The organism is Nonomuraea sp. NPDC002799 (assembly GCF_053592075.1).
Genome location: NZ_JBSFVA010000018.1, coordinates 86622 through 111347 on the forward strand (window position 1 = coordinate 86622; position 24726 = coordinate 111347).

The 24726-nt window shown below is 66.8% G+C and carries 30 protein-coding genes, 1 tRNA gene and 1 pseudogene; 19 read left to right on the forward strand and 13 right to left on the reverse strand.

The genetic code is table 11. The annotated features are described in order from the left end of the window. Window positions 1-32 precede the first annotated feature (32 nt). On the reverse strand, window positions 33-578 hold the full coding sequence (locus ACWD0F_RS29450; protein ID WP_449880917.1) for a hypothetical protein: 546 nt from the start codon (window positions 576-578) through the stop codon (window positions 33-35). Window positions 579-705: 127 nt separating this feature from the next. On the opposite strand from ACWD0F_RS29450, the gene ACWD0F_RS29455 reads away from it, so the two are divergent. The 6 genes from ACWD0F_RS29455 (at window position 706) to ACWD0F_RS29480 (ending at window position 5694) form a co-directional block, all read left to right on the forward strand. Further along, window positions 706-1980 (forward strand): sensor histidine kinase, encoded by a 1275-nt coding sequence (locus ACWD0F_RS29455; protein ID WP_449880919.1) that lies wholly within the window; start codon window positions 706-708, stop codon window positions 1978-1980. A 34-nt stretch (window positions 1981-2014) separates the two neighbouring features. Beyond that, window positions 2015-2647: a response regulator gene (locus tag ACWD0F_RS29460; RefSeq protein WP_449880921.1), complete on the forward strand. Its 633-nt coding sequence runs from the start codon at window positions 2015-2017 to the stop codon at window positions 2645-2647. A 156-nt stretch (window positions 2648-2803) separates the two neighbouring features. Then, window positions 2804-3220 (forward strand): hypothetical protein, encoded by a 417-nt coding sequence (locus ACWD0F_RS29465; protein WP_449880923.1) that lies wholly within the window; start codon window positions 2804-2806, stop codon window positions 3218-3220. Between the two features lies 1 nt (window position 3221). Further along, the gene (locus ACWD0F_RS29470) at window positions 3222-3953 is read left to right on the forward strand and encodes a prolipoprotein diacylglyceryl transferase (protein WP_449880925.1); all 732 of its coding nucleotides are present in this window, start codon (window positions 3222-3224) and stop codon (window positions 3951-3953) included. Beyond that, window positions 3950-5470 (forward strand): radical SAM protein, encoded by a 1521-nt coding sequence (locus ACWD0F_RS29475; RefSeq protein WP_449880927.1) that lies wholly within the window; start codon window positions 3950-3952, stop codon window positions 5468-5470. Before ACWD0F_RS29470 ends, ACWD0F_RS29475 begins: the two co-directional genes overlap by 4 nt. Beyond that, a complete protein-coding gene (locus ACWD0F_RS29480) occupies window positions 5467-5694 on the forward strand; it encodes a hypothetical protein (protein ID WP_449880929.1) in 228 nt (75 codons plus the stop codon). The genes ACWD0F_RS29475 and ACWD0F_RS29480 overlap by 4 nt, the downstream gene beginning before the upstream one ends. A gap of 12 nt (window positions 5695-5706) precedes the next feature. On the opposite strand, the gene ACWD0F_RS29485 is transcribed toward ACWD0F_RS29480, so the two are convergent. Next, window positions 5707-6165, reverse strand: a complete 459-nt coding sequence (locus ACWD0F_RS29485) for a MaoC family dehydratase (protein WP_449880931.1) — start codon at window positions 6163-6165, stop codon at window positions 5707-5709. A gap of 296 nt (window positions 6166-6461) precedes the next feature. Between ACWD0F_RS29485 and ACWD0F_RS29490 the strand changes: the two genes are divergently transcribed. Continuing rightward, entirely contained in the window at window positions 6462-7643 is a 1182-nt protein-coding gene (locus ACWD0F_RS29490) for an AAA family ATPase (RefSeq protein WP_449880933.1), read from the forward strand. 97 nt (window positions 7644-7740) lie between these two features. On the opposite strand, the gene ACWD0F_RS29495 is transcribed toward ACWD0F_RS29490, so the two are convergent. Together ACWD0F_RS29495 and ACWD0F_RS29500 are read right to left on the reverse strand one after the other, a co-directional pair. Beyond that, window positions 7741-8553: a MauE/DoxX family redox-associated membrane protein gene (locus ACWD0F_RS29495; protein WP_449880934.1), complete on the reverse strand. Its 813-nt coding sequence runs from the start codon at window positions 8551-8553 to the stop codon at window positions 7741-7743. Continuing rightward, window positions 8544-9491: a hypothetical protein gene (locus tag ACWD0F_RS29500; RefSeq protein ID WP_449880936.1), complete on the reverse strand. Its 948-nt coding sequence runs from the start codon at window positions 9489-9491 to the stop codon at window positions 8544-8546. The genes ACWD0F_RS29495 and ACWD0F_RS29500 overlap by 10 nt, the downstream gene beginning before the upstream one ends. Window positions 9492-9711: 220 nt before the next feature. On the opposite strand from ACWD0F_RS29500, the gene ACWD0F_RS29505 reads away from it, so the two are divergent. Then, window positions 9712-10221: a SigE family RNA polymerase sigma factor gene (locus ACWD0F_RS29505; RefSeq protein WP_449880938.1), complete on the forward strand. Its 510-nt coding sequence runs from the start codon at window positions 9712-9714 to the stop codon at window positions 10219-10221. Here the strand turns inward: ACWD0F_RS29505 and ACWD0F_RS29510 are convergent. Continuing rightward, entirely contained in the window at window positions 10178-10672 is a 495-nt protein-coding gene (locus ACWD0F_RS29510; protein WP_449880940.1) for a MarR family winged helix-turn-helix transcriptional regulator, read from the reverse strand. The two genes, ACWD0F_RS29505 and ACWD0F_RS29510, sit on opposite strands and share 44 nt — an antisense overlap. A 94-nt stretch (window positions 10673-10766) precedes the next feature. On the opposite strand from ACWD0F_RS29510, the gene ACWD0F_RS29515 reads away from it, so the two are divergent. Both ACWD0F_RS29515 and ACWD0F_RS29520 read left to right on the forward strand, forming a co-directional pair. Further along, a complete protein-coding gene (locus tag ACWD0F_RS29515) occupies window positions 10767-11330 on the forward strand; it encodes a YceI family protein (RefSeq protein ID WP_449880942.1) in 564 nt (187 codons plus the stop codon). 210 nt (window positions 11331-11540) lie between these two features. Then, a tRNA-Ser gene (locus ACWD0F_RS29520) sits at window positions 11541-11629 on the forward strand. Between the two features lie 810 nt (window positions 11630-12439). On the opposite strand, the gene ACWD0F_RS29525 is transcribed toward ACWD0F_RS29520, so the two are convergent. Further along, on the reverse strand, window positions 12440-13519 hold the full coding sequence (locus ACWD0F_RS29525) for a hypothetical protein (protein ID WP_449880944.1): 1080 nt from the start codon (window positions 13517-13519) through the stop codon (window positions 12440-12442). Then, entirely contained in the window at window positions 13516-13704 is a 189-nt protein-coding gene (locus tag ACWD0F_RS29530; protein WP_449880946.1) for a hypothetical protein, read from the reverse strand. Before ACWD0F_RS29530 ends, ACWD0F_RS29525 begins: the two co-directional genes overlap by 4 nt. Before the next feature lie 57 nt (window positions 13705-13761). On the opposite strand from ACWD0F_RS29530, the gene ACWD0F_RS29535 reads away from it, so the two are divergent. Together ACWD0F_RS29535 and ACWD0F_RS29540 are read left to right on the forward strand one after the other, a co-directional pair. Beyond that, window positions 13762-14136 carry a type II toxin-antitoxin system RelE/ParE family toxin gene (locus ACWD0F_RS29535; RefSeq protein WP_449880948.1) on the forward strand — a complete coding sequence of 125 codons (375 nt, stop codon included), beginning with the start codon at window positions 13762-13764 and terminating at the stop codon, window positions 14134-14136. 4 nt (window positions 14137-14140) lie between these two features. Further along, window positions 14141-14473 carry a helix-turn-helix domain-containing protein gene (locus tag ACWD0F_RS29540; protein WP_449880950.1) on the forward strand — a complete coding sequence of 111 codons (333 nt, stop codon included), beginning with the start codon at window positions 14141-14143 and terminating at the stop codon, window positions 14471-14473. Window positions 14474-14735: 262 nt separating this feature from the next. Here the strand turns inward: ACWD0F_RS29540 and ACWD0F_RS29545 are convergent, their stop codons facing one another. Both ACWD0F_RS29545 and ACWD0F_RS29550 read right to left on the reverse strand, forming a co-directional pair. Then, a complete protein-coding gene (locus ACWD0F_RS29545) occupies window positions 14736-15098 on the reverse strand; it encodes a hypothetical protein (protein ID WP_449880952.1) in 363 nt (120 codons plus the stop codon). 78 nt (window positions 15099-15176) lie between these two features. Beyond that, window positions 15177-15743 carry a hypothetical protein gene (locus ACWD0F_RS29550; RefSeq protein WP_449880954.1) on the reverse strand — a complete coding sequence of 189 codons (567 nt, stop codon included), beginning with the start codon at window positions 15741-15743 and terminating at the stop codon, window positions 15177-15179. A 1367-nt stretch (window positions 15744-17110) separates the two neighbouring features. Here ACWD0F_RS29550 and ACWD0F_RS29555 point away from each other — a divergent pair. Next, window positions 17111-17267, forward strand: a pseudogene (locus tag ACWD0F_RS29555) (IS30 family transposase); the annotation flags it as partial. A gap of 243 nt (window positions 17268-17510) precedes the next feature. Next, window positions 17511-17948, forward strand: a complete 438-nt coding sequence (locus ACWD0F_RS29560; RefSeq protein WP_449880956.1) for an N-acetyltransferase family protein — start codon at window positions 17511-17513, stop codon at window positions 17946-17948. 360 nt (window positions 17949-18308) lie between these two features. Here ACWD0F_RS29560 and ACWD0F_RS29565 read toward each other — a convergent pair whose 3' ends face one another. Then, window positions 18309-18629, reverse strand: a complete 321-nt coding sequence (locus ACWD0F_RS29565; protein WP_449880958.1) for a hypothetical protein — start codon at window positions 18627-18629, stop codon at window positions 18309-18311. A 149-nt stretch (window positions 18630-18778) separates the two neighbouring features. On the opposite strand from ACWD0F_RS29565, the gene ACWD0F_RS29570 reads away from it, so the two are divergent. Then, window positions 18779-20182: an XRE family transcriptional regulator gene (locus tag ACWD0F_RS29570; protein WP_449880960.1), complete on the forward strand. Its 1404-nt coding sequence runs from the start codon at window positions 18779-18781 to the stop codon at window positions 20180-20182. A gap of 250 nt (window positions 20183-20432) precedes the next feature. Here the strand turns inward: ACWD0F_RS29570 and ACWD0F_RS29575 are convergent, their stop codons facing one another. Beyond that, on the reverse strand, window positions 20433-20783 hold the full coding sequence (locus ACWD0F_RS29575; protein ID WP_449880962.1) for a hypothetical protein: 351 nt from the start codon (window positions 20781-20783) through the stop codon (window positions 20433-20435). A gap of 366 nt (window positions 20784-21149) precedes the next feature. On the opposite strand from ACWD0F_RS29575, the gene ACWD0F_RS29580 reads away from it, so the two are divergent. Then, a complete protein-coding gene (locus tag ACWD0F_RS29580) occupies window positions 21150-21278 on the forward strand; it encodes a hypothetical protein (RefSeq protein ID WP_449880964.1) in 129 nt (42 codons plus the stop codon). Between the two features lie 64 nt (window positions 21279-21342). On the opposite strand, the gene ACWD0F_RS29585 is transcribed toward ACWD0F_RS29580, so the two are convergent. Then, window positions 21343-21786, reverse strand: coding sequence for an HIT family protein (locus ACWD0F_RS29585; protein ID WP_449880966.1), 444 nt, complete (start codon window positions 21784-21786; stop codon window positions 21343-21345). Between the two features lie 541 nt (window positions 21787-22327). On the opposite strand from ACWD0F_RS29585, the gene ACWD0F_RS29590 reads away from it, so the two are divergent. Further along, window positions 22328-22924, forward strand: coding sequence for a hypothetical protein (locus ACWD0F_RS29590; protein WP_449880968.1), 597 nt, complete (start codon window positions 22328-22330; stop codon window positions 22922-22924). Window positions 22925-23090: 166 nt separating this feature from the next. Next, window positions 23091-23708, forward strand: coding sequence for a TetR/AcrR family transcriptional regulator (locus ACWD0F_RS29595; RefSeq protein WP_449880970.1), 618 nt, complete (start codon window positions 23091-23093; stop codon window positions 23706-23708). An 82-nt stretch (window positions 23709-23790) separates the two neighbouring features. On the opposite strand, the gene ACWD0F_RS29600 is transcribed toward ACWD0F_RS29595, so the two are convergent. Beyond that, window positions 23791-24186, reverse strand: a complete 396-nt coding sequence (locus ACWD0F_RS29600) for an SCO4402 family protein (protein ID WP_449880972.1) — start codon at window positions 24184-24186, stop codon at window positions 23791-23793. A gap of 118 nt (window positions 24187-24304) precedes the next feature. Between ACWD0F_RS29600 and ACWD0F_RS29605 the strand changes: the two genes are divergently transcribed. Beyond that, on the forward strand, window positions 24305-24661 hold the full coding sequence (locus tag ACWD0F_RS29605; RefSeq protein WP_449880974.1) for a VOC family protein: 357 nt from the start codon (window positions 24305-24307) through the stop codon (window positions 24659-24661). Window positions 24662-24726 lie beyond the last annotated feature (65 nt).

The window sequence follows — 24726 nt, forward strand, 5'->3', positions numbered from 1 at the left end:
TTTTGGGGAGTGCCTCGAACGAGAAACGGCGATCAGGTCTGCGTCGATTCGGTCTTGCGGGGCCACAGGGTGTAGCTGATCGGCCAGAGGGCGGCGATCACGGGGACCCTGAGCAGGCCCAACATGAACTCCGTCAGGGCGCTGGTGCGAGAGGCGTCGCCGACGAGCCAGATCAGAAGGAACAGAAGGGCGCAGGCGATCGCGTACGCCAGGACGATGCGGAGCCAGATCCCCCACTCATAACGGGCGCGGGCCATGCCGCCCGCCGGGGGCTTCCAGGGGGGTGGGCCGGAGGCGAAGCGGTGGTGGAAGGCGGCGTCGGCCCAGCGGATCGTGCGGTGGCCGAAGACGATCGAGTAGGCGAGGTACGCCGCCGCCAGCCCGTGTTTGATGTCAGCCGTGGCGCCGCCGCGCATGTCCAGGACCGCGGCCGTGAGCAGGATCACGTCGAGGAGGGGGACGGCGATCAGGAGGGCGGTGCTGAGGCGGCGGCGGTTCCAGAGGTAGCGGCTTGCCAGGGCGAGTCCGAGTACCAGCCAGAAGGCGATCTCGCAGCCGATGAGAATGGCGACAATCACGTGTTCAAGTCTGTTGGACGGATCCGGCCGGCACATCATCAGTGAAAACGAGCCTGTGCGTACATCGAAGGGTGTATCCGCAGGCTGGCCCCCGTGGGGGAGGGAAACGAGGGCGGGGAGTGGTGTGATGGGGGGCATGAAGCGGGTGGCGTTGTGGGCCGGGCTGGCCTTCGTGATGGGGGTGGTCCTCATCGCCGGCGGGGCGTACGTCGATCGAGGCGTGCCCATGTGGGTGGTCGGTGTGCCGCTGGCGATCACGTGTGTGGCGGTGCTGTTCAGGCGGCGGGCTCCGCTGGTCTCGCTGGGGCTGGGCGTGGCCGGGATCGTGGTGGACGGGTTCGTGGGGCCGTCCCTGGGGACCGTGCTGGTGTTCACCGACAATCTTTATGCCGCCGCGCTTTATGGGCCGGCCCGGTTCGCGCGGGTGCTGCTCGGGATCGCCGCCACGCTGGCGGTCGCGGGTGGGGCGGTGGCGGGGTTCGCGGCGGCGGACTGGCGGTTGCTGGCGGTGGCGGGGGTGCAGGCGGCGTTGGTGCTGGTGACGCCTGTCACGACGGCGCTGGTGCTGCGGGAGCACTGGGATCGGGCGGACGCCGGGCGGGTTCGGGTGGAGCAGGTGGCTCATCTGGCGGAGCTCGATCGGCAGGCGGCGATAGCGGCTGAGCGGACGCGGATGGCGCGTGAGCTGCACGACATGATCGCGAACTACTTCAGCGCGATCGCCATCCAGTCCACGGCCGCGCTCTCCCGTCAGGATCTGGATCGGGCGACGGTGCGGAAGGTCATGGAGTCCGTACGGGAGAACAGCGTGAAAGGGCTGGCCGAGATGCGGACCATGATCGGGCTGTTGCGGCACGACGGCGATGACCCGGCGGACGCCACCCGGCCTCGGCTGGCTGATGCCGAGACCTTGGTCGGGAGGGTCACCCGGGCGGGGCTGAGCGCGGAGTTGGTGGTGGAGGGGGAGCCTCGTGAGCTGCCTGCCTCTGTTGACCTGGCCGGATATCGGATCTTGCAGGAGGCGCTGACCAATGCGCTGAAGCATGGCGACTCGCCGGTCCGAGTCGCCATCGCTTATGAGCCGGGCCGGGTTTCGGTGGGTGTCGAGAACGCGGCCGGCGGGCGGGGGAAAGGGTTGCCGGGGGCGGGGGCCGGGTTGGTGGGGATGCGGGAGCGTGCGTCGCTGGTCGGCGGGACGTTCGAAGCCGGGCTCTCGGAGGGTGGCGGCGGGTGGCGGGTGCTGGCCGCGCTTCCGACGGCCGGGGCGCAGTCAGGAGGTTCGCTGTTCACGCTCACGTCTGGTGATGAGGTTCGTTCGAGTACGGGCTCCGGCGCTGTCAGGAGAAGGTTTCCGGAGAGAGGGCTTTCTGGAGGCGAGCTTTCTGCGGAGGACGTGCGGTGAGGCGGGAGGGAACGGCAGGGGTGGAGGTGGCCTCGTGACCATCAGGGTGCTGGTGGCCGACGATCATGCGGCGGTGCGGGCGGGGATCGTGCTGATCCTGGGCGGAGTGGCGGACATCGAGGTCGTCGGAGAGGCGGGCGACGGGGAGCAGGCCGTGGCCATGGCCCGGGAGTTGCGGCCCGATGTGGTGTTGATGGACGTGCGCATGCCACGGCTCGACGGCATCTCGGCCACGAGGGAGCTGGCGGGGGTCAGTGATGTGCTGATCCTGACGACGTTCGATGTCGACGAGTACGTCTTCGGGGCTCTCCGGGCGGGGGCCGCCGGGTTCCTGCTGAAGAACACGGACGCGGACTCGCTCGTCGAGGCCGTGCGGGTGGTGGCGCGCGGGGATGGGCTGATCTCGCCCGGCGTCACGCGGAGGCTGATCACGGCCTTCGCCGAGCAGACGCCGGCGCGCAGGGAGCCGGCGGCGGATCCGGAGGGTCTGACGCCTCGGGAGCGGGAGGTGCTGGCGTGCATCGGGCGGGGGATGTCCAACGCCGAGATCGCCAAGGAGCTGGACATGGCGGAGGCGACGACCAAGACGCACGTCAGCCGGGTACTGGGCAAGCTGGGGTTGAAGAGCCGAGTGCAGGCGGCGATTTACTATTCAGAAGGGGCATAGGGCTCCTTATCGGACGGTAATCGTCGGCTTCTAGTCTGATGGTGATCGGGGGGAACCGAGCACATGAGCAGTCCACCAACGCCGCCGCCGCCATCGTCGTCATCGTCGGAGAATCCCGACGATCGGCGGCATATGCCGCCGCCGTCCGGAGAGCCGGTGCCCTTGCCACCGCCGCCCCAGGGGCAGCCGCCGCCGTACGGACAGCCGTTCCAGTCCCAAAGGCCGCCCTACGGGCCGCCCGGTTACGGCCCGCCACCCCCGCCCCCCAGCGGCTCCACCGGCCTGATCTTCGGCATGATGTTCGCCGGCCTGGCCCTCTACAGCGTCATCAACACGGTGGTCGGCTTCTTCATCTTCATCGCCACCATGGACTCCGACGACGCCGCCGTCCCGTACGTGATCGCCGGCGCCGTCGTGCTGGCGCTCGTCGGTCTGGGCGTCGGCATCGGCCTGGTCGTCGTCCGCAAACCCTGGACCAAGGGCCTGGGCCTGGGGCTGATGATCGGCTGGGCGCTCTGGTCCATCCTGTCCGCCGGTTTCTGCACCGGCCTGAACCCGGGCCTGTACACCTGACATGCCCTACCACGAGCTATTCGTCGGCCTGGGCGTGCTCGTGGCCTCCATCGTCTTCGTACGGGAGGCCCGCAGCCGCGGCGCGCTCAACGAGCAGTCGCTGATCGCCGTCACCGGCGCCTTGGTGGGGGGCGCCATCGGGATGCGCATGGCTGGCTGGCTGGAGACGCTGGAGCTGCGGGACCTCTGGCTGTACGGCTCCCGCAGCATCCTCGGCGGCCTGACCGGCGCGTACGTGGGCGTGCTGGTGGCGAAGAAGGTCATCGGCTACCGGGAGCGCACCGGCGACCTGTTCGCCCCGGCGGTGGCGCTCGGGATGGCCGTCGGCCGGATCGGCTGCCATCTGACGGAGGCGCCGGGCCGGCCCACCGACCTGCCCTGGGGCGTGCACGCGCCGCCGACGATCCCCGAGTGCCCGGGCTGCCTGACCGGGCAGGCGATGCACCCGTCGTTCATCTACGAGATCGTCTTCCAGCTCGCGGTGTTCGCCGCCCTGCTCTGGGCGCGCCGGCGCGTCACCCAGCCCGGCGAGTTGTTCACGCTCTATCTCGCCGCGTACGCCGCCTTCCGCTTCCTCGTGGAGTTCACCAGGGCCAACGAGACGGTCTGGCTCGACCTGACCAGGCCCCAGTGGTTCCTGGCCCCCGGGCTGCTGCTGCTCGCGATCAGGCTGTGGTACGGCTGGCGGCGCGGCTACTACGAACCACTTTTCCAGCGGAAGGCCATGACATGAGCACAGGGATGGGTCTGAGGGGTGATCGCATCCTCAGATACGTCAACGCGTTCTGCCCGAGTTGCCACGGCAAGGACCTCGACCAGGTCGAGCGGCTGAGCGGCTATCTGGCCGAGCGCGACGGCAGGGTGTGGCTGGAGCGCGGATGCCGCGAGCACGGCCTCATCCGCACCATGTACGACGAGGACCCGGAAATCCTCCACTACCTGGAGGAGTGGACGGCCCCCACAAAACAGCACATGCCCGACATGTCGGGGAACTTCCTCCCGATCCCGTCCGCCTACCTCCACGGCCTCCCCGAGATGCAGACCCAGCACACCTGCATCCTCCTGGAGGACATCGCCGAAGCCTGCAACCTGCGCTGCCCCACCTGCTTCGCCGACAGCTCGCCCGACCTGACCGGCATCGTCCCCGTCCCCGACATCCTGGCGAACGTCGACCAGCGCCTCGAACGCGAGAACGGCAAACTCGACGTCCTCATGCTGAGCGGCGGCGAGCCCACCCTGCACCCCGAGCTCAAGACGCTCCTCGCCGAGCTGGGCCGGCGCCCGGTCACCCGCATCCTGATCAACACCAACGGCGTCCTCATCGCCAGGGACGACTCCCTCCTCGACCTGCTCACCGAGCATCGCGAGCGCGTCGAGGTCTACCTCCAGTACGACGGCTCGTCGGCCGCCGCCTCCAAGCACCATCGGGGCGGTGACCTGCGGAGCATGAAGGCGCAGGCCGTACAGCGCCTGTCGGAGCGGGAGATCTTCACGACCCTGGTCATGACGGCCGCGCTGGGCGTCAACGACGGCGAGATCGGCGACGTCGTACGTCTCGCGCTCGACACCCCGTACGTCGGAGGCGTGTCCCTGCAGCCCCAGTTCGGCTCGGGCAGGTCGGGCGCCATCGACCCCGCGGACCGGCTCACCCACACCGGCGTGCTCAAACGCCTCGGCCCGCAGACCGACGGCCTGGTGACCTGGCGTGACCTGACCGCCCTGCCCTGCTCCCACCCCCACTGCTGCTCGGTCGGCTACCTCATCCGCGACGACGCCCGGCAGTGGCGCTCCCTGACCGCGCTGATGGGCCACGACCGCCTCAAGGCGAACCTGGGCCTGGTCTCCAACCGCATCGCCGACACCGAGATCCCGCGCGAGTTGCGGCAGGCCGTCCAGGAGTCGCTGCTCGGCCTGTTGTCGGAGCAGTCGTCGTTGTCGCATCCGGAGATCGGCGACCTGTGGCGCAACATCTGCGAGAACTGCGACCTCGGCGTCTCCACCCTGCTCACGCTGGCCTCCTCGGCGCTGCCGGGCCGGCGGAAGAAGCTGCGCAGGATGCTGGGGGAGCGGGTGGTGCGCATCACGGTCAAACCGTTCATGGACATCTCGACCATGATCGAGGAGCGGCTCACGCAGTGCTGCGTGCACGTGGGCACGCGTGCCGAGCAGGATCAGTGTGCCCCGTTCTGCGCCGTGCAGGCCTGGCCGCAGTTGTCGCGCCAGCGGTTGTCGAGCGGGGTGCGGAAGTGAAGGAGGATCCGCTCCGGCTGTGCGTGTACGCGACGGTGGCGCTGCTGGCCTGGCTGCTCGGGCCGTGGGCGGTGCTGGGGTTCGCGGTGCTGGGGTTCGCCGGGTACTGGCGGGCGTGGCGAGCCGGGCTGACCCGGAGCAAGTGCCTGCTCAGGGACACCCGGCTCGTGCTGGCCTATCTGGGGCTCATCGCCGTCGCAGCGATCGTGGCGATCATCGTGTGACGGCCGGCCGGGTCATTCGGCGGGGACGTACAGGCTGAGCGTCTCGGCGATGCAGGCGGGCCGGCGCTCGCCCTCGACCTCGACCGTCATCTTGAGCGTGGACAGGTAGCCGGCCGGCGTGCCCTTGACGTCGGTGAGCTCACCCACGGCCCGGACCCGCGCGCCCACCGGCACCGGCCTGGGGAAGCGAACCTTGTTGAGGCCGTAGTTGATGCCCATCGCGATGCTGCGCACCTCGACCAGCTCGAACATGAACACCGGCAGCAGCGACAGGGTCAGGTAACCGTGGGCGATCGTCCCCCCGAACGGCCCCTCCTTGGCCCGCTCCACGTCCACGTGGATCCACTGGTGGTCGGAGGTGGCGTCGGCGAAGAGGTTGACCTGTTCCTGAGTGACCGTGCGCCACTCGGTGGGGCCGAACGTCTCGCCGACGCCGGCCTTGAGCTCCTGTACGTTCGCGAAAGTCCGCATGGTTCCGAACGCTATTGCGCGGACGGGACGGCTGCCAAGTTCGGGCGCGCCGACGGCGGCCGGTCGCGTCGCCACGGCCTCGGCGGGGCTCGTTGCGAAGATCTTTACTCGAAAACCATCGCATAGGTGTTCGAGTCCGCGCTACAGTTCTAGGTACGCACTCGAACAGAGGTTCGGCCAGGTGAGAGGGGGTGTGTCCGATGACGGTGCTTGCGCCCGCTCCTGCACGGACACGCCGTAGCACTTTCTTCCCAAATCTAAGACGGCCGCTATATCCGGCAATAAAGTCCGAGAGCGTGGACCCTGTGCGAAACCCCTACGCTCCCGGCGCCGGCCAGCGTCCGCCGGAGCTCGCCGGGCGGGACCGAGAGCTGCACCAGTTCGAGGTCGTGCTGGAGCGAGTGGCCCGCGGCCGCCCCGAGCGCAGCATGGTCGTCACCGGCCTGCGGGGAGTCGGCAAGACCGTCCTGCTCAACACGTTCAAGTCCATGGCCATGCAGCGGCTGTGGGGCACGGGCAAGATCGAGGCCCGGCCCGACCAGTCGATCAGGCGGCCCGTGGCGGCGGCCCTGCACATGGCGATTCGCGAGCTGGCCCCGCGCCACCGCGCGCCCGAGCGCATCGAGGGGTTCCTCGGCGTGCTCAAGGCGTTCGCCATGCGCGATCCGGCGGCGGCCAAGGGCACGTCGCACTGGTCGCCCGGCATCGAGGTGCCCGCCAGCCGCGGGCGCGCCGACTCGGGCGACCTGGAGATCGACCTCACCGAGCTGTTCGTCGACGCGGCGGCGGTGGCCACCGACCTCGCGGTGGGCATCGCGCTGTTCATCGACGAGATGCAGGACGTGCAGGCCGCCGACGTCTCCGCGCTCTGCGCCGCCTGCCACGAGCTCTCGCAGTCGGGCGGCCCGCTGATCGTGGTGGGCGCCGGGCTGCCGCACCTGCCGAGCGTGTTGTCGGCCAGCAAGAGCTATTCCGAGCGGCTCTTCCGCTACGCGCGCATCGACAAGCTCGACCGGGAGGCCGCCGATCTGGCGTTGATCCTGCCGGCCGGCGAGGAAGACGTCATCTTCACCCAGGAGGCCCTCGACGCCCTCTATGAGGCCGCCGACGGTTATCCCTACTTCGTGCAGGCCTACGGCAAGGTCGCCTGGGACCTCGCGCCGCGCAGTCCGATCACGATCGAAGACGTCAAGGTCTCCGCGCCGGAGGCCGAGGAGGAGCTCGCGGTCGGGTTCTTCGGCAGCCGCTACGAGCGGGCCACTCCGGCCGAGCGCGACTACATGCACGCCATGGCGCAGATCGGCGACGAGCCGGTCGCCACCGCGGAGGTGGCCGACTCCCTCGGGCGTAAGCCGTCCAGCCTCTCGCCCGCCCGCGACAGCCTCATCAAGAAAGGGCTCATCTACAGCGCCGAGCGCGGCCTGATCGCGTTCACGGTGCCGCACTTCGGGAGATTCCTGCGCGCTCAACCCATCTGAGCGACGCCCCTAGACCTCTATTGGGCTGTCTAGTGGGGAAGCTAGACAGCCCAATAGAGCTGTATCGCGCTGCCTGTCGAGGGAAATCTAGTGCTCTCTACAGCCAGCCCGATACGGACGTATATTCCGGCAGAGACCCGCTGTCCTCCGCGCGGACCACGGCCATCCGCACCGCCGGGCGCCGGCCGCTGAGATAGACGGCGAAGACGACGTCGTCCTGGTCATGGTTGCGGAAGGCGAAGAACCGCCAGCACAACTCACGCCAACTGTCGTACGGCTCGGCCGAGACCAGCTCCTCATGGTGGGCCCGCCAGGTGCCGCTCGACCTGAGCCTGGCCAGGACGGCCGGCTCGGCGGGGCCGCGGCGCTGCTCGCAGGGGGCGCGGAAGCGTACGCGGTCGATCAGCTCCTCGATCTCGGGTGACAACGCGGCGAGCACCGCGACTCCGGCGGCCGTCAGCCAGGACGGGTGCGCGATGGCCTCCCATCCGCTCACCGGCGCCCACACCGACATTCCGGCCATCCCGGTCAGCACCACGGTCCTGCCGACCGAGCGCAGCCCGACCGGCGCCGAGCTCACCTCGCCGAAGCAGCCGCAGCCCGCGTCGGGCCGCCGCCTGCGCAGCTCCAGCAGCACGTACGTGGACAGCGCGAAGAAGCCGACCGTGCCCCACCGGAAGAACGGATGTGTGGTGAGCAGCATCCCGAGGGCGAGCGCCGACTCGCCGGCGGCGCAGACGAGCAGCGCCGGCGCCCGCACGCGGTCCGGCACCAGCACCGCGGGCCCCAGTCTGGACAGCGAGCCCGGTTCGCCGCCGGAACGTACCGTGATCAGCTTGGCCGTCGTGCCCAGGACGAGCAGCACGATCAGGAGCGGGAGCTGCGAGTGCAGCACCGGCGTCACCCCCATCCGATCTGAGCGTTGAAGCACCCTTTGACCAGGTCGCCGCCGAGCTCCACGTAGGAGGTGGGCGACAACTCCGCGATCCGTCCGCGCGGCGAGGTGTCGCATTCGACGCAGCGGTCGCAGAACCGCCCGGCCATGCACCCGCACGCCACCACCGGCACGTTCGCGGAGCGGCCGGAGCAGAGGTTGCGGACCTGGAGCAACGATCCGATCGCGAGGTACGGCAGGCCCGCGCACGACACGCCGGCGTCGGCGCAGCCGGCGTCAGAACGTTCCAGCATGGGGTAAGCCGCGCCGCGCTCCTCCTCGTCGAAGGTGTCCGACCAGGTGGCGGTGCCGGAGATGCGCGGCTGCACACCGCCGTACGCGGGCGGCGCGGGCGGCACGGCCCGTGCCGGGTAGGCGGGCTGGGAGGTCGCGGGCAGCAGGGCCAGGCTCGCCCCCTGCTGCCTGATCCCGATCGCGTCGAACAGGTAACCCGGCTCGAACATGGGATGCCGCACCTGTAATCGCCCCGTCGCCCGGTAGGGGATGACGACCGTGCGGTGGCCCCGGTGCGTCCCGCAGTCGAGCTCGACCGTCAGCTCCCTGCGTCCGCTGATCGACAGGATCGTTCCGGTGATGCGGGTGGTGTCGGCCCAGATCCGCTCGACCACGCGGCCTTCGCGTACGGCTCGCATGATCACCATGCTGCCCACGGGAATGTCGGCGGGAGCCGTCTTCTGCCCGTGCCAGGCGCCGGCCCAGGGGGCGATGACGAGCCGTTCCTCGGCGCCGTCGGGGGTCTCGATGATGGCCAGATGCGGGCTGATGTCCAGAACCGCACCGACGACGGCACGCAGCGGATCTCCGCTGTCCGGATCAGGGCCTGGAACGCCGGAGTCGCGGCCGAGCGCGGCCGCGGCGAGCACTCGGCGGCGCTCAACGCTCGGATACCCCATCCCGCCCCTCCCTCGCGTCGGCTACTAGGGTCACACGACTTAAGGGTGACTCACACCGTACCGGTGCAGATGGGAGCAAAATACGCATCCCCGGGGAAGGGAGTTGACATCCGTCGGTGGAGAAAGCGCCACCGACCTTGGCCTACCTTTATCGTCGGCGGGCCGAAACCTGAATTTTAGTTCCGCCCCAATCGGGCATCAGGCTGCGATTCTGGCCACGATGCAGACGACCGGATGGGAAGACGAGTTCCACGAATACGTGCGGGCCCGCGGGCCCGCGTTGTTGCGTACCGCTCATCAGCTCACCGGGCATCCGCTGGACGCCGAGGATCTGCTGCAGAACGCGCTGACGAAGACGTACCTGGCCTGGGAGCGCATCGAGGACCGGCGGGCGCTGGACGGGTACGTGCGGCGGGCCATGGTGAACATCAACATCTCGCAGTGGCGGCGGCGCAAACTGGAGGAGTATCCGTCGGACGAGCTGCCCGAGACGGCCGTCCACGAGGTGGCTCCCTGTGAAGAGGCGCACGAGCTGCTCGAACAGGCCCTGGAGTCGCTGCCGGAGCGCATGCGGGCGGCGATCGTGTTGCGCTACTACGAGGACATGACCGAGCCGGAGATCGCCAGGACGCTCGGGATCAGTGTCGGGACGGTCAAGAGCACGGTGTCACGGGCGATGTCGAAGCTCAGGGACGCGCTGGCGCTCCGGGTTCAACAGCCCCCACGGTAGCGCAGGGGCGTACGACCGCTCTGATCTTGCGCAGGCTGCAGAGGAGCGCCGCCAGCTCCTCGGTGCCGAGCAGCCCCGTGAAGCAGTCGTCGATGTCCTGCAGATGCTGGGGCAGCACGTTCTCCAGCCGCTCGCGGCCGGCGTCGGTCAGCACGGCATAGGACGCCCGGCGATCGGTCAGGCAGGCCTCCCGCCGCACCAGCTTCTCGCGCTCCAGCCGGTCGACCACCCGGGTCATGCCGCTCGTCGACAACCCGGTCTGCGCGGCCAGATCGCTCATCCGCAACATCTGCTGTGGCGAACGGGCCAGCCGGATGACAGTTTCGAAGTCGATCTCCGACAACCCCGCCGCACTGAGGACCGGCTGGAGTTTGGACATGAGGCCGGCGTGCACCTCGCTCAGCAGGCCGATCGCCGTCAGCCGGGAGTCGTCAAAGTTCGTCACGCTCATACCTTAACCGACGATAGTTGACGAGCGGAATATTCCTCGTGTAGAAAGTTGTTACCGCAGACATCCGCACAGCAGCTTTCCTGAGGAGAACCCGATGAGCACCCGTACCTGGGAGTCCCTGACCATCCCCGCCGCCGGCACCTACGCCCTCGATGGCGCCCACACCCACATCGGGTTCGTGGTCAAGCACATGATGGTCAGCAAGGTCCGTGGCTCCTTCGACAGCTTCAACGGCTCGGTCACGATCGCCGAGAACCCGCTGGAATCGAGCGCCGAGCTCACCATCCAGACGAGCAGCATCTCGACCGGCGTCGCCGACCGTGACGGCCACCTGCGAGGCGACGACTTCCTGGCCGTGGAGAAGTTCCCAGAGATCACCTTCAAGAGCACCCGCGTGGTGGGCCACTCGGGCGATGAGTTCACGGTCGCGGGGGACCTGACCGTCCGTGAGGTCACCAAGGAAGTGGAGCTCACGGTCGAGTACGGCGGCGCCGGCACCAACCCGTGGGGCGCCGCTGTGTGGGGCTTCTCGATCACCACGGAGATCGACCGCGAGGAGTTCGGCCTGACCTGGAACCAGGCGCTGGAGACCGGTGGCGTGCTGGTGGGCAAGAAGATCAAGATTGAGATCGAGGGCGAGGCCAACCCGGCCGCGTGACCTCTGTGACTTTTCTGTGGCGATCCCGGATTGTTTCCGGCTCTGTCCCAGGTTATCCACAGCCCTGAAGCCCGCCCACGCTCTGGGCGGGCTTCATCCACAGGGAGTTACCCACAGGCTGTTGATAACTCTTGGTGAAGGCTGGGTGGGCAATCGCTTTGCCGCCTCGCCAGAAGGCCGGTACGCTGTGCTCAGCCGTGATGGCTTCCGGGAGGATTCGCCTAGTCAGGTCTATGGCGCCGCACTGCTAATGCGGTTTGGTGGCAACACCATCCGGGGTTCAAATCCCCGATCCTCCGCAGCCGAAAGGCCCCCTACCGTTCTTCGGTAGGGGGCCTTTTTGATCTCTCTGGGCTTCAGGGTTGCCGTTCGGGTTGCGGTTGCTGGCGTCCTTCATCTGGAGCGTGGCCACATGGGTGTAACGCTCTGTGGCGAGGATCTCTTGTACGACGCGGATGTGGACGTCTTGCTCTATCAACAGGTGGCCGCCACGTGGAGGGGGTCGTGGACTCGGGCGTCTCGTACGCCTGCGGGTAAGAGTCAGCTCCCTTTGAAGACATCCTCAAGCGTCATGCCAGGCTCCCCGGCAGAGCCACGCCCACGACCATCAGCATGGTGCCGGCCGGGTCATGCACGGTGGCCAGCACGCCGAGAATCGGGCCGGACGAGCCGAGTGCGCTGTGGGTGCGAAAGGCCGAACCTGCGGAGTTCTCCCTCGAGGGGCCACCGGCCTAGGCTTCAGGCTTATGGCTCGCACGACTTCCAGCCCTCCGGGCGACATCACACAGATGTTTCCTGAGCTAAGCACGTACGCAAGGACAGCCGTCCGTCTTCATCCGCGGCCGGGCAAGCCGAGCATGCATGACAGCCATGTCGGCGGTCCGCTGATCTGGCCGTCCGCTGAGCCGTGGCCGGCGTGCGACCTGACGGTGGTGGTATCTGGCCCGCCTTTCAACCAGTACGGCTGGGGGACGATGCAGGACCGCGTCCCTGAGAGCCCGGTGCCCATGGTGGGTGTCGGGCAGTTTTACGCCCGTGATATCCCCGAAATGCCTTTCCCTGAGGGTACGGATCTGCTCCAACTGCTGTGGTGTCCCAACGAACACGAGTTAGACGACGGGTGGGGACCCGTCCCGCTGCTGGTCTGGCGGCGGACCGGAGATCTCACCGATGTCCTCGCGGAGCCGCCTATGCGGAACCACGTCACTCCAGACGGTGTTCTCGATACTCCGGCGGCTGATCTCAGTCAGGAGATCTACCTGCCGCGTCCGTGTGTGTTGCATCCTGAACGGGTCACTGAATATCCCCATCGCGACGAGCTCCCCGAGCAGCTCCGTGCGGCCCTGCAGACCTGGGACGAGGGAGCCGACTTTGCCTATACAGACCTGTTGTCCGTCGCACCGGGTTTCAAGATCGGTGGTTGGGAGTCGTGGCATCTCACAGACATGTACGAGCTGCCCTGCGACGTGTGCGGAACCGAGACCGAGCCGCTCCTCAAACTGGCCAGCAGCGAATGGGACAGCGCCGGGGAGTCCCGATGGCGGCCGTTGGAGGAGCGTCATCTTCAATTCGCCACGCCCGAAGGCCGGGAGGCCCTCGAACCCACCACGCTCCAACTCGGCCGCTATGGAGCTCTTACCATCTTCCTCTGTCCTCGATCTGCCAACCACGGCTACAACCTGACCCTGCAGTAGCCGAATTAGCCTCGATTCTTCAGTGGGCTGTGTTGTGTGAGTGGCGCCGCGGTTTGCCCGTAATGTCCCCGGTGTGGTTGGGGCGGGCCGTCGCATGACACTGCGGGGGCGCCGGGTTCCACGGGCCCCCATCGCTTTGTCGGCGCGGACGCGGTCTTCGACCACGGCGTGGGCGTGGGCGCGGGCCAGCGCGTCCAGCCATTGCGGGTGGTGGGAGCCGGCGATGCCCCACATGCGGCCGATGTTGGTGGCGATGATCGAGTACTTCCAGCCGGTCCAGGTTTCGAGAGCGGTGAGGTTCTTGCGGTGGCGGGCCGAGGGGCGGACCCGGCGGACCAGCAACCGCATGTTCTCTGGCCAGCCTTGGCGCTGGTTGAGGCCGGCGAGCTCGGCCGCGTGGTAGCCGGGCTGGAGGTCGCCGTCCTGGCGCAGGGAGTCGGTCCAGGCGGTGGCGGGCAGCCGGGCGATGGCCTGCTCGTCGACGTCGGTGATCATCCAGCCGACCAGGTACCGCACCGAGCGGCGGGCGATTCTTGGGTGTTGGCGCACCAGCAGACCAGCGGGTGAAAGCCGTAGGTTTTCTTGAACGTGACCGCTGCGCCGTTCTTATCGGAGGCGGCGGTGATGACGGTGGCGTCGATGTCGATGACGATCCATCCGCGTAGCCGTTTGCCGGCCACGGGAAGCGCGCCCGGCGGAAATCGGCTATGCAAAGCTTGGTATATATACTGTGTTGCATGAGCGAGGAGCTGTACGACATCGACCTAGAGCCGGCGGTGGAGACTTGGTTGGACACTCTGTCCGACCGGGATCACGCCGCTGTCGAGGCCGCCGTCGAACGGCTCGCTGAATTCGGAGACCGGATGCCGTACGGTCATGCTCGCGACTTGGGTGACGGGTTGTGGGAGTTGCGTTTCGATATCGCACACCACGCGGTGCGCCTCACCTACTGGCTGGCCGAGGGCCGCCGGGCGGTGTTGCTGACCGCCTTCTACAAGACGCGAGATAGGCAGCCGCGCGATGTGGAGCGCGCCCGCAAGGCAATGGCTGAGTGCATGGCCGGCGGCTTGGAGCACGGCGCCGCGCATTGGATCTATAAGGGAAGGGGCTGAAGAGATGGCCGGGCATAGCAAGTGGAAGACGATCAAGGCCAAGCGGCTTGCCGGTGAGGCGGTAAGTCCCGAGTACGCCGCGATGGTGGAGGAAGCGCGGCTGGGGCAGGAACTCGGCGCGGCCGTCTATCGCCGCCGGATCGAGCTGGGCCTGTCGCAGACGGAGCTGGCTGAGCGGGCAGGCATGACGCAGCCGCAAGTCTCCCGCTTGGAGGGTGGAGCGCACATGCCGACGATTCCGCTGATGGTGCGGTTGGCGGCGGCATTGGAGATCGATGTGGTGATACATGGTGACGTCTCCACGCCGGTGGAGTTTCGGGCCATCACCGCCGCGTGAGGAAGGGGTGTGCCGTGCGCTGAGCTACACGGTTGACGTGAAAGGCAGCAGGTCGAGCTGCCACGGTCCGATGCCAGGTCACGGGCTGATCGCCGTGCAACTAGCGTGCAATTAGGCAGGGTAACGAGGGGTCGATCTCGGTCACTTAGGACCGGGTTTCCGCCCAGCTCAGAGCCCTCACGTGCCGCGATCCGTGCAGCTCCCAAGCCGACAGCGCGGGTTGGATTCCTCACTCGGGCCGCTCCCGTCGGGGGCGGGGCATTCATTTCTCCTCGCCATCGTCACGAGGATCGAGCAGGCCGCATGCTCCCCCGATGTCTCCAGACGAGATCAGATCACGAATCGCGGCCGCCATACCCTCGAACCCCGCACCTCGAACGATGATCAAGTCCGAGCACCAGAAGAACCTGCCACCGAGACACTCGCCGGTACGCGCATTCTTGTCCATGGTGCGCTGGACGACATCCAGAGTCATAAAGGTCGCATATCGGCGCGAGCCGTCGCGGAAAGTGATCGTCGCGTCCGCCTCGTCAGCGGTGTCCGGCTCGTATCCCTCCCATGCTGGGATCTTCATCTCGAACTCCGGATCCGTGATGCGATGGAAGGTCCCGTCGAAAGTGATCATCTATTGTCCCTCCTGTAGCCGACGGCTATCTCGGCGACAACGGTGCGCGATCGCTTGGGCACCTACTGATCACAAGGTTCATGCAGGGGTCAGCAGCCACCGGGCGAAACAGCTCTCTTCGTCTAGCTGGGTGTACCAGCGCACCTTGAACGCGAACCTTGTGCACGTCGTCGCTATCAGAAGGCCTGGATCGCCGTCGTACGATGGTCGTCCGTGCACCGACGGCACCGGTCCCGGTCGGGCGGGCACCAGGGGTTGCGAGTGTGGTCCGGTGCCGTCGCACGCGGCGCTGAACAAGGCGATCTCGCCGCTGCGCACGATGAGCGGAGCGCCGTCTTCATCGTCGGTGTCCGGGTAGCGGAGGGCCTTGGTCAACACACGTGGGTAGTCGGGACCGGAGGCCTGCACGACGGCGATGCCGCCGCCCTCTGCCTGAAAAACCTCCATCCAGCTGTCATCGCGGACGACTCCGTCGGCGCCGACGAGGGCTGCCCAGCCGGCTCCGACCGGGATGCTGGTGTCCTCCGGGTCGAGATCCACAATGTCGTCGTATTGGTTGTTGCTGAATCCATGCCCCGCGCCGCGCAATGAAGCGTCGACAGCGAGAAACGGATCGCCGTTCGTCCAGAGTCGGCCAGCGTGCACCCACGGTCCTCGCATTGGTCCATTGTGGATGGAAGCTCAGCGAAGTCGCACGAAGGGGGTGGCCGGGGGCTCGTGAAATATGTGTGCAGCGATCTTGCTGGTTGTGGCGGTCGAACAGGATGACGCCGCAGGTCAGGGGCGTTAGACGGACAGGAATGGTCACGCGCTGTAAAGCCGTCGGCCTTTCGTCGCATTCCGGGGCAACGTGATCACGAAACGTGATGAGTCGCTGCTCGCCGGAGCCCGCGCGTCATCTGGGTCATGCCGCCCGCGCAACTGCTCCCTAGTTGCGGTTCTAGTTGCAATCCAGCGTCGTCCCACTGTGTTCCAGGCGGATCCGGCGGGACTGTTGATCCAGGTGAACGGATCTGGACGCCCAGGATCCGAGCTGCTAATGCGGTTTGGTGGCAACACCATCCGAGGTTCAAATCCCCGATCCTCCGCAGCCGAAAAGGTCCTCTACCAATCTTCGGTAGAGGACCTTTTTTGATCTCTCTGGTGGCCCGCCAGGGAGCGCCGCCCCAAGGGCCTGGTCCATGCGGTTGCTGGCGTCCTTCATCTGGAGTGCGGCAACGTTGATGTAGCGCTCTGTGGCCGTGACTCGGGTGTATGCGCCGCGCCGCGCCGCCGTACCTGGCCCTGCACCGCACGCCGGGCATGCGGCCTGGGGCCGGTCCCGGCGTGCGGCAGGACTCCAGGCCGCTACCGCACGCACGCCGCGCCAACCAGGCTTTACGCGCCGGTGCGCGCCGCAGGGATCGGGCACGTTCGTCAACTCCGGCCGGTGCTCGCCCGGGTCAGGTCACCTCGCAGGAGTCCAGGTCCGGACGGATCCGCCCGATGCCCGGCGCTCTGATCAGCCGCAGTGCCCCCAGGGTGACTCCCACCGCACATAGCCGGCACTTCCCTTATCGCCGTAGAAGCCCTGCCACTTGATGCATTGGCCCTTGGCGTTGATCTTCACCGGACCGGCGTAGGTCGAGTAGTGACCAACGACCGGGGCAGGCCGGACCCATGACGAGGTTCGTCAAGGTCCACGGTCTCCGGGCGGCCACAGTTGATCACGTAAGTACATGTTATACATTCGCGTTATGTAGGTGTCAAGACTATGTAACGTCGGGTTCACATGGCCGTCATGCTGTGTGAGATGTCCGTTCGTGCCGTGAGGCCGCTGGTATCTGCTGCGTCATGCCGAGGGGCCGCTCTTTTGCAGTCCCATCTCCCCGGTCTCGGTCATCTGTCGCGGAGCCGATCATCAGGGGGCCCGGCTCCAGGATGGTGATCGGGTCGGAGCGCCGCACGAGCGCCCACGCCATGGCCGGGCCGTCGTACGGGGTTGGCGCGATCGACGGCCAGGGACCAGAGCTGCCGAGCGGCCCGCCGAGGCCGGCGACCGCGCCGTGCCCGGCCATCGGAAGGCGACCTCATCATCGGCCAGAACGGCAATTCCGCCATCGGCACCCTTTGCCGAGCGCTCCACCCGCTACGTGATGCTCATCCACCTCCCGCACGGCCGCAGCGCCGAACAACTGCGCGAGGCTCTCACCCAGACCGTCACGATGCTGCCGCGCCATATGCTGCGATCCCTCAATTGGACCCAGGGATCAGACCTCGCAAGACACTCGACTGGGACACCCCGGCTGAACGCCTCGCGGAACTCCTGGCGTGATCAGATCCACGCTGGAGCGCTGGTGCCCCGCATCCCACCACGTGCGAGCACCAGCCGTGAGGGGAGAGAATTGGGGCACCATGGTGGAGATAAGCCCCTTGACCGAGCCCGACCGCGCCGACTGGGAAGTGCTGACCCGTGCCTTCAAAGCAACGTTCCAGACCGAGGTCAGCGACGACGGCTACGAACAGACCTGGCGACGCTTGCTCAACGGTGAGCAGATACGCGGCATCGCCGCGCGACTGGACGGCAAGCTAGCCGGCATCGCGCACTACTACTTCCACGCCAGCGTCTGGTCGGCCGGGAGCTGCTACCTCGCGGACCTGTTCGTGGACCAGCAGATGCGGAGGCGGGGCATCGCGCAGGCAATGATCGAGTGGGTGGCGAAGGACGCCGAAGAACACGGCGCCGTGCGCCTTCACTGGCACACCCCTCAGGACAACGCCGCCACTCGCGCGCTTTACGACAGGGTCGCCAAAGCCACGAAGCACATCACCTACAGCCGCCGCCTCAACCAGAGCTCCATCCAGCGCTGAAACCATGAATTCCGTGCTCCCCAACGCGGGGCACGGAACCTGGTTTGCCTCGCTATGCTGACCGCTATCAGCAAGTGATCACTGAGTTGCGAAGACCTCTCGAATGCGCCATCGGCAGGGGCCTTCCGATCTTTGAGCCACCGGGTGCCGGACCATAGCCGGACCCTTGCGCAAACGCTCACCATCTCTCCGCGGTTCGCGGCATGACGCGACGGTGCCACGGCTGCCTTCTACAAGTCCGTCGTCCCGGATGTCGCTCGGGCGGGAGGCGCTGAGGCCAGGCGGTGCGGCGGCGGACCTGTCGAGTGGATGCACCATGGCCGTACCTGCTTGGGACCCGGGAAGGAGGGGCTTCTTGGGTCAGGGGCGCGGCCGGGTGGCACGCTCGGTGAGCCATGCCTGGTAGGTCAGTGCGGCCATCAACTCGACGGGGTTACCGCGGTGCACCACCTGGAGGACGTCGGTGGTGATCGCCCCCGATGTGAGGTCCCTTCCCGTGCGGGCTGTCCAGACCCAGCGGTCGTCTGGGTCGAGTGCATAACTGATGTGCCACCTCGGGAAGGTGTTGCGCAGTACGGAAAGCTGACGGTCTCTGATGTCCAGTCGGAGCCATGCCCTTATCGCGGCGTCATGGTCGGCTGCTTGCATGGGTGCGGATACGTTCGGTTCGATCAGGTCCATTTCGGCCACCACTCCGTGAATCCAATCGTGTCGGTCGAATCGGAATCAATGTCCGGAGTCACGCTCGTGGCCTTTCTGGTCAGGGGTTTCGCGCCGTCCTGAGAAAAACGCGCTTTGCGGAAAGCGCAGTGCCATAGTGAAAGAGTTCGGTGAGTACATCCAAGGGGGTGGATGTTGGGTTTTCACATTCCAATAACCCCAACAACCAGGAGTGGATCCCGATGCCTCGCCGCCCTGACGCCGTGGATCCCGCCTCGTCCCCGTGGCACCTGCTGGGCGCGGAGCTGCGCTACTGGCGCGGCGAGGTCTGCGGCCTCAGTCTTCGCGAAGCAGCAGGACAGGGGCTGTGCGACTATGGCGACCTGTCCAGATGGGAGCGCGGCCTGGTTCCGGCGCCACTCGACGTTATCGAGCGCTTGGAGGGGCTGTATGGTGCAAAAGGGCGGCTTGGGGCACTTCACTCCTTTGCTGCGGAGTTTGACCGGCTCAGCCGGGCCGCTCTCGAACAACCCGTCTCCGACCTTGCCGAGGATGGTGACATGCATCGGCGTGCCGCGATGCAACTGCTCGCCGCATTGGGCGCAGAAGCGGTCATACCGCCAGGAACTTGGGAAACTCTCTTTTCAGGTATCGAGAATGCGGCAGCCGCTCGCGGGATCGGCGTCGATGATTGGGAAGAGGTCGTCTGGGAGCACGGCCTGTCCTATTACACTCAGGCGCCAGGCACCCTTATTCACGACGTAACGGCGGACCTCGCCGAAATATCCCGGCTCCTCGCCCGCCCCTCCTCACCAGCGGCCCGCACTGACCTGCTGCGGGTCAGCGCACAGCTCGCCGTCCTCATGGGCATGGAGATGTCCGACGTAGGCGATCTCGATTCCTCACGTCGATCCTGGCGGGTGGCCCGTCGCGCCGCCGACGCGACCGGTGATCGCGACCTGCAGGTGTGGGTCCGTGGATGGGAAGCCGAATACGGATTCTGGGCGGGCCGGCCTGCCCCGGTCCTCACCCGTTTGACCAGTGAGGCCGCCCACCTGGCCCAGGGCAACGCTAGTGCGGGGCTCGCGGAGGCCCTCCGCGCCCGGGCGTTCATCTCCGCCGCGCAGGGCGATGCCAATATCACCCGAGCCACCTTGGGCGAACTGAAGAACGTGTGTGACCGGCTGCCCGACAGCGCGATCAGTGACCGAACCTCGCCCTTCTGGAGTTTCGGGGGTCGAGATGCCGCCTGGGCCCACGCCTACTCCTTGGGACTCATCGGAGACACAACGGAAGCGGCCAAAGCTGTGGATGAGGCGATCGCACTCTGCCCGACGACCTTCACGGGGAACGTCATCCACTACGAGCTCGTACGGGCACTCGTCCTCATCGGCGACGGCCACGTCAACGACGGGCTCGCCCACGCCTTGACGACTGCCCATGCCTGGCCCGTCAGCACGATCCGCCGCCGCACTCTTGTGCGTATCCTCGAAGCACTGCCCGATAAGGGGCATGCGCTGGACTCCGCTCGCGAGTTGCGCAGCCTCACCGCCGGGCCGTCGAGCGAGAGCTAACGCGCCCGAACCGGTCGCGCACCTCTCCTTGCGCTGGCATCGCGGGCACGGCCGGTACCGCCAGGGCAGCAGTTTGTGCTGCCACAACGCCCATGCCCGCCACGCTGCCACCCCGACGTCCTCACCGCCCAGTGCGGCCAGCGCGCACGTATCCCCAGCGAGATGGGCATCGGCTGGGGCCGGCGGTCACCAAGGCCACAGTCTGATCGTCGGCCCGAACGTTCCCGGTCAGATCCGAGTGCGGAACTGCTCACCAAGGCTGACAGTCGACTGGAGCCAGATCGGGTAGGTCGCCACCGACTAGATCGCCCGAGAACCAGCCCATAAGAACTTCTGTCATCATCAAAGTGATGACCCGGTGATCATCTGAATGGCGTGGCCAGATCGCCACCGGCCAGCTATCAGGCTCGCCCACGGTCAGCCAGCCGAGACGGTCACCATCGATGGAGCTTCCCCACGACAGGAAGCCGCCAGGCTCCGGCCAGGCCGCGAACGGGTATTTCTCCGGCCACTGTGACCGGAAGGAGCGATAGAGATCACCCGTATCCTGTCCAACGGCGACCAGGGTCGATCCCCATTTGTCCCGCCGGGGATCCGCCACTCCCAACAATCGTAGAATGAAACCGATCCGTAGGCGTCAATGAGCGCCACATAGTCCCCTGGTAAGTGCGTGCCCAACTCGGCGAACAACGCATCCCAGCTCTGTAAAGCGAATCTCGGATTCGGCGGCGGAGGCACAAGGACGATCAGCTGCTCCAACGCAGTTTGATCAGCCATGCGCCGACTGTAGCGAGACGAGCCGACAAATAGCTGCCGACGGGAGCACTCCGGCCCCGGGATGATCAGTCAGGGGTGGTGCTGACGCCGAGGCATGCGGTCGGCGTGACGGTCACGCGTTGTGTAGTCGCACGCACGGAAGGTCGGCAGCCTCTTCGAGAGTGGGATCGAGGTCGGCAAAGTGCCGGACGTGGCAGACCATCGAGGCGTTCGCGTCGTGGGCAGGGTCGCCGTCTTGGAGTTGGCCGCCTACGGCCTCGGCGCCGAATGCGCCCAGACCGACGTCGATGCCATCGGCGAAGCCGTGGACGGACCATGACCCCGGCAACAAGATCGGATCCGAGGATCAGGACGAGTGGACCCTCTGCACGCGCGCCTGCCGGCTAGGAGTTGATAGCGGCGCGCAGCCGCTCCGCGTAGGCGCGGCGGCGGTCGGCGGGGAGCCAGTCGGGCTGCGGGGGCGTGCCGTAGAGGTCGTCGCCGGGGTAGCGGGGGAAGAGGTGCTGGTGGAAGTGCCAGACATCTTGGTTGCCGGCGGGCTCGTTGTGCTGGCGGGTGGAGACGCCCGCGCAGTCGTAGGCAGTGCGCATGGCGCGGGCGAGTATGCGGGTGGCGTCGAAGATCGCGTGGCCGTCGGCGGCGGGGAGGTCGTACAGGTTCTCGTGATGGGAGAGGGGGATGATCAGCAGATGGCCCGCGTTCTGCGGCCACCAGCGCGGGCAGATCATCGCGAAGACACGCTCGTCGCGGTAGACCACGTCGGGTTCCCGGTCCGGGGTGAGGTGGCAGAACGGGCAGTGGTAGTCGGCGGGTTCGTGGTTGTGCACCGGGCGCCTCCCTGGCTGGTTGTCGGCGTCCGTGGAGTCTAGTTTCGGAAAGGATCTGGGGCACCGCCAGACGACTGGAGAACGATGTTCCCGGGGAGAGCCGACCGCATGGCGCGTACCGGCTACTACGACGACCCCGGCGCGCCGGCCACGAACACGATCGTGCCCGGCGGGCCCTGGCAGGTCAGTCAAGGTGGATAAGCCTTGGGAGATCCCTGCGGAAGGCCGAGTCCTCGAGACCGGGATGTCCGGTTCTCTTGTCGGCCGTGATCTGCTGCGCATGATCGAGGCAGAATGCGTACCCCCGCATGATCGTGTATGCCTCACTGGCTCGCTTCCGTCCCAGACAGACATAGCAATAGAGGGTCATATTCCGACGGTAGCCAATGACGGTGGCTTCGAGGGCCATGAAACCGCGCCGGGCGTGCTGAAGGTGCGCCACCGAGCCCGGGGCGGTTCAAGTAGGCGGTGGCCCGGGAGGCGATCAGCATCGCGTGGAGCCGGGTGTTTTACTTCTGGCATTTTCCACGACAATCATCAGGTGATCGATCACTACCGCGATCTCTTCAACCAACAACAATGGTTTGAGAGCGCCCTCTGCTGGACCGTGGTACAACCCCTCGACGACGAGATCACCGTGGACGATCTCCAGTGGCGGCTGAACGGAGGCCGTGATCCCGAGGAACGCATCATGGCGTATCCCAGGGAGGAGGCCGGCGGTGAGGGCTTTCCCGTGCTCTTCGTCTACCAAGGTGAAGGAGCCTGGGCTTTCCTGGAGTTCTCCCAGGGCTTCGCCACTCCCGATCACATCCTCACCGAACTCAGCAAGGAGTCGCGGGTGTGGATGACGACCTGGCACTTCAATGGGGGATACACGATCCTCTACGCGGCCGACGGCAAGATCAGGGCCTGGATGCGCAACTTCATCTTCGCCGAGCACACCGTCCACAACGGTGATCCGAGCATCCTGTCCGGATTCCGAGCCATGCTCGACGGTCTCGACCCGGAGGACTACCGCGGCAAACTCAGCGCGGCGTTCGCCTTCATCGAGGCTGCCACCGGCATGGGCATTGAAGCCGAATGGCTGGATGTGGAAGAGGCGCCCGTCATCATTATCGACAACTGGAACGTGGCCTGAACCGCCGCGCTCGATTGGGCTCGGAGACGGGCATGGCTCCGTTGGCGACGTTGGTGAGCATGAATCGCTTTCCCCTTAGTGGCGACGCGGAAATCTAGCAAAGCTCTTATTCATAGCGACGGTATCCTGTCCTCGACAGAGTGTCTAGCGTTGCTATGATGTTGGCATGTCCGCCATCAGCGAGCGCCGCGAACGTGAACGCGCCCACCGTCATCAGCTGATCATCACGGCCGCGCGCGAACTTGCGGAGACCGAAGGCTGGGAGGCCGTGACGACACGACGGCTGGCTGAACGCGTCGAGTACAGCCAGCCGGTGCTGTACAGCCACTTCAACGGCAAGGACGCCATCGTGAGCGCCGTCGCCATGGACGGATTCAGCGAACTCGCCGCCCACCTGCGCCGCGCTCGGGAGGCCGCCCCCGAACCCGGACAGGCCCTGCGCGCCGTCTGCCGCGCCTACCTGGGGTTCGCGACCGAGCGACCAGCCCTGTACCAGGCCATGTTCATCCTGCCCACCGACCTGAAGTTCGCGAGCGCCGAGACGCCGCCCCCGCTGCGGGCTTGTTTCGGTGAGTTCGTCGACTGCTTCAGCCCGGACAACAAGCGACGCGAACTCTTCGCCGAAGTCACCTGGAGCGCGTTGCACGGCATGGCCGTCCTGTCGGACAGCGGCCGCATCCCCGCGGACGGACAGGAGGAACGGCTCGACTTCCTCATCACCCAGGTCGCCGGCCCGCCAATGAGGCCGACCACGCCATCAGGGGCTGGAAAGGCCACGGTCTGAGCAGAGCCACTTGGCTCTCGCTGGACGGCCCGGCGGTGAGGTTGCGCAACTCGCGAGCCAGTTCCAGCGCAGATCCCGGCCGTCACATGTCCTCCCTGCCGGACGACAGAGCTGCGTGGGCAGCGGCGGCCGTACCCAGGACGTCGATCCATCCAGGATGGTCGAGGTAGGCGATGTCCGGAGCGGCCGGGCCAAGGTCATCGAGGACGCGCAAGAGGGCGTCAACGACCAGCTGCACGAGGCCGGCTTCTCGTTGATCGAGGAAAAGGTGGGGGATCAGTGCCTGTGCGCCGCGTTGGTCGATGAAGGTGTCGTCGATGAGCCAGTGCACGGCAGCGGTGAGGTCCGGCCATCCTTTCCCTGATCGCCAGTGTTGGTCCTGGTAGTCGCGGTCACCCAGGGCTCGTAGTGCCTCGATCGCGTCCTCGCGTTGCTCCGGCCACCGCACCCGCTGTTTGCCCGGATGTTCTTCCTCCACGGATGCCACGCTACTGGCCAGATCATCCCGTCCGGCGGAGCCACGTGTCTGCCCTTCCGGAGGGCGGCGGAGGTGTTCCGGACGTGGATCGTCCGCTATTGCCCCTACCGTGGCCGGCATGGCAATCGCACGTCTCCCAAGCATCGTCATCGACTGTCCCGACCCAGGCGCCCTGGCGGCGTTCTACGGCGCGATGTTGGACTGGAAGGTCGAGATCTCCTCCGACTGGGCTGACATTCGCGCCGACAACGGTCAGTGCGTCTCCTTCCAGCAGGTGGACCCCTACACCCCGCCCAACTGGCCGGCGCAGGAGGTGCCCCAGCAGATGCACTTCGACGTGATCGTCGACGACCTGGACGCCGCCGAGGCCGCGGTGCTCGCTCTCGGAGCGACCAAGCATGAGCATCAGCCCGGTACGTCCTTCCGGGTGCTCCTCGACCCGGCCGGGCATCCGTTCTGTCTCTGCGTGAACTGACCCAGGCAGGACGGCCGCTTGGAATGCCGGAGCCTTGTACGCGGCTCCGGCTGCTGGGCAAACGT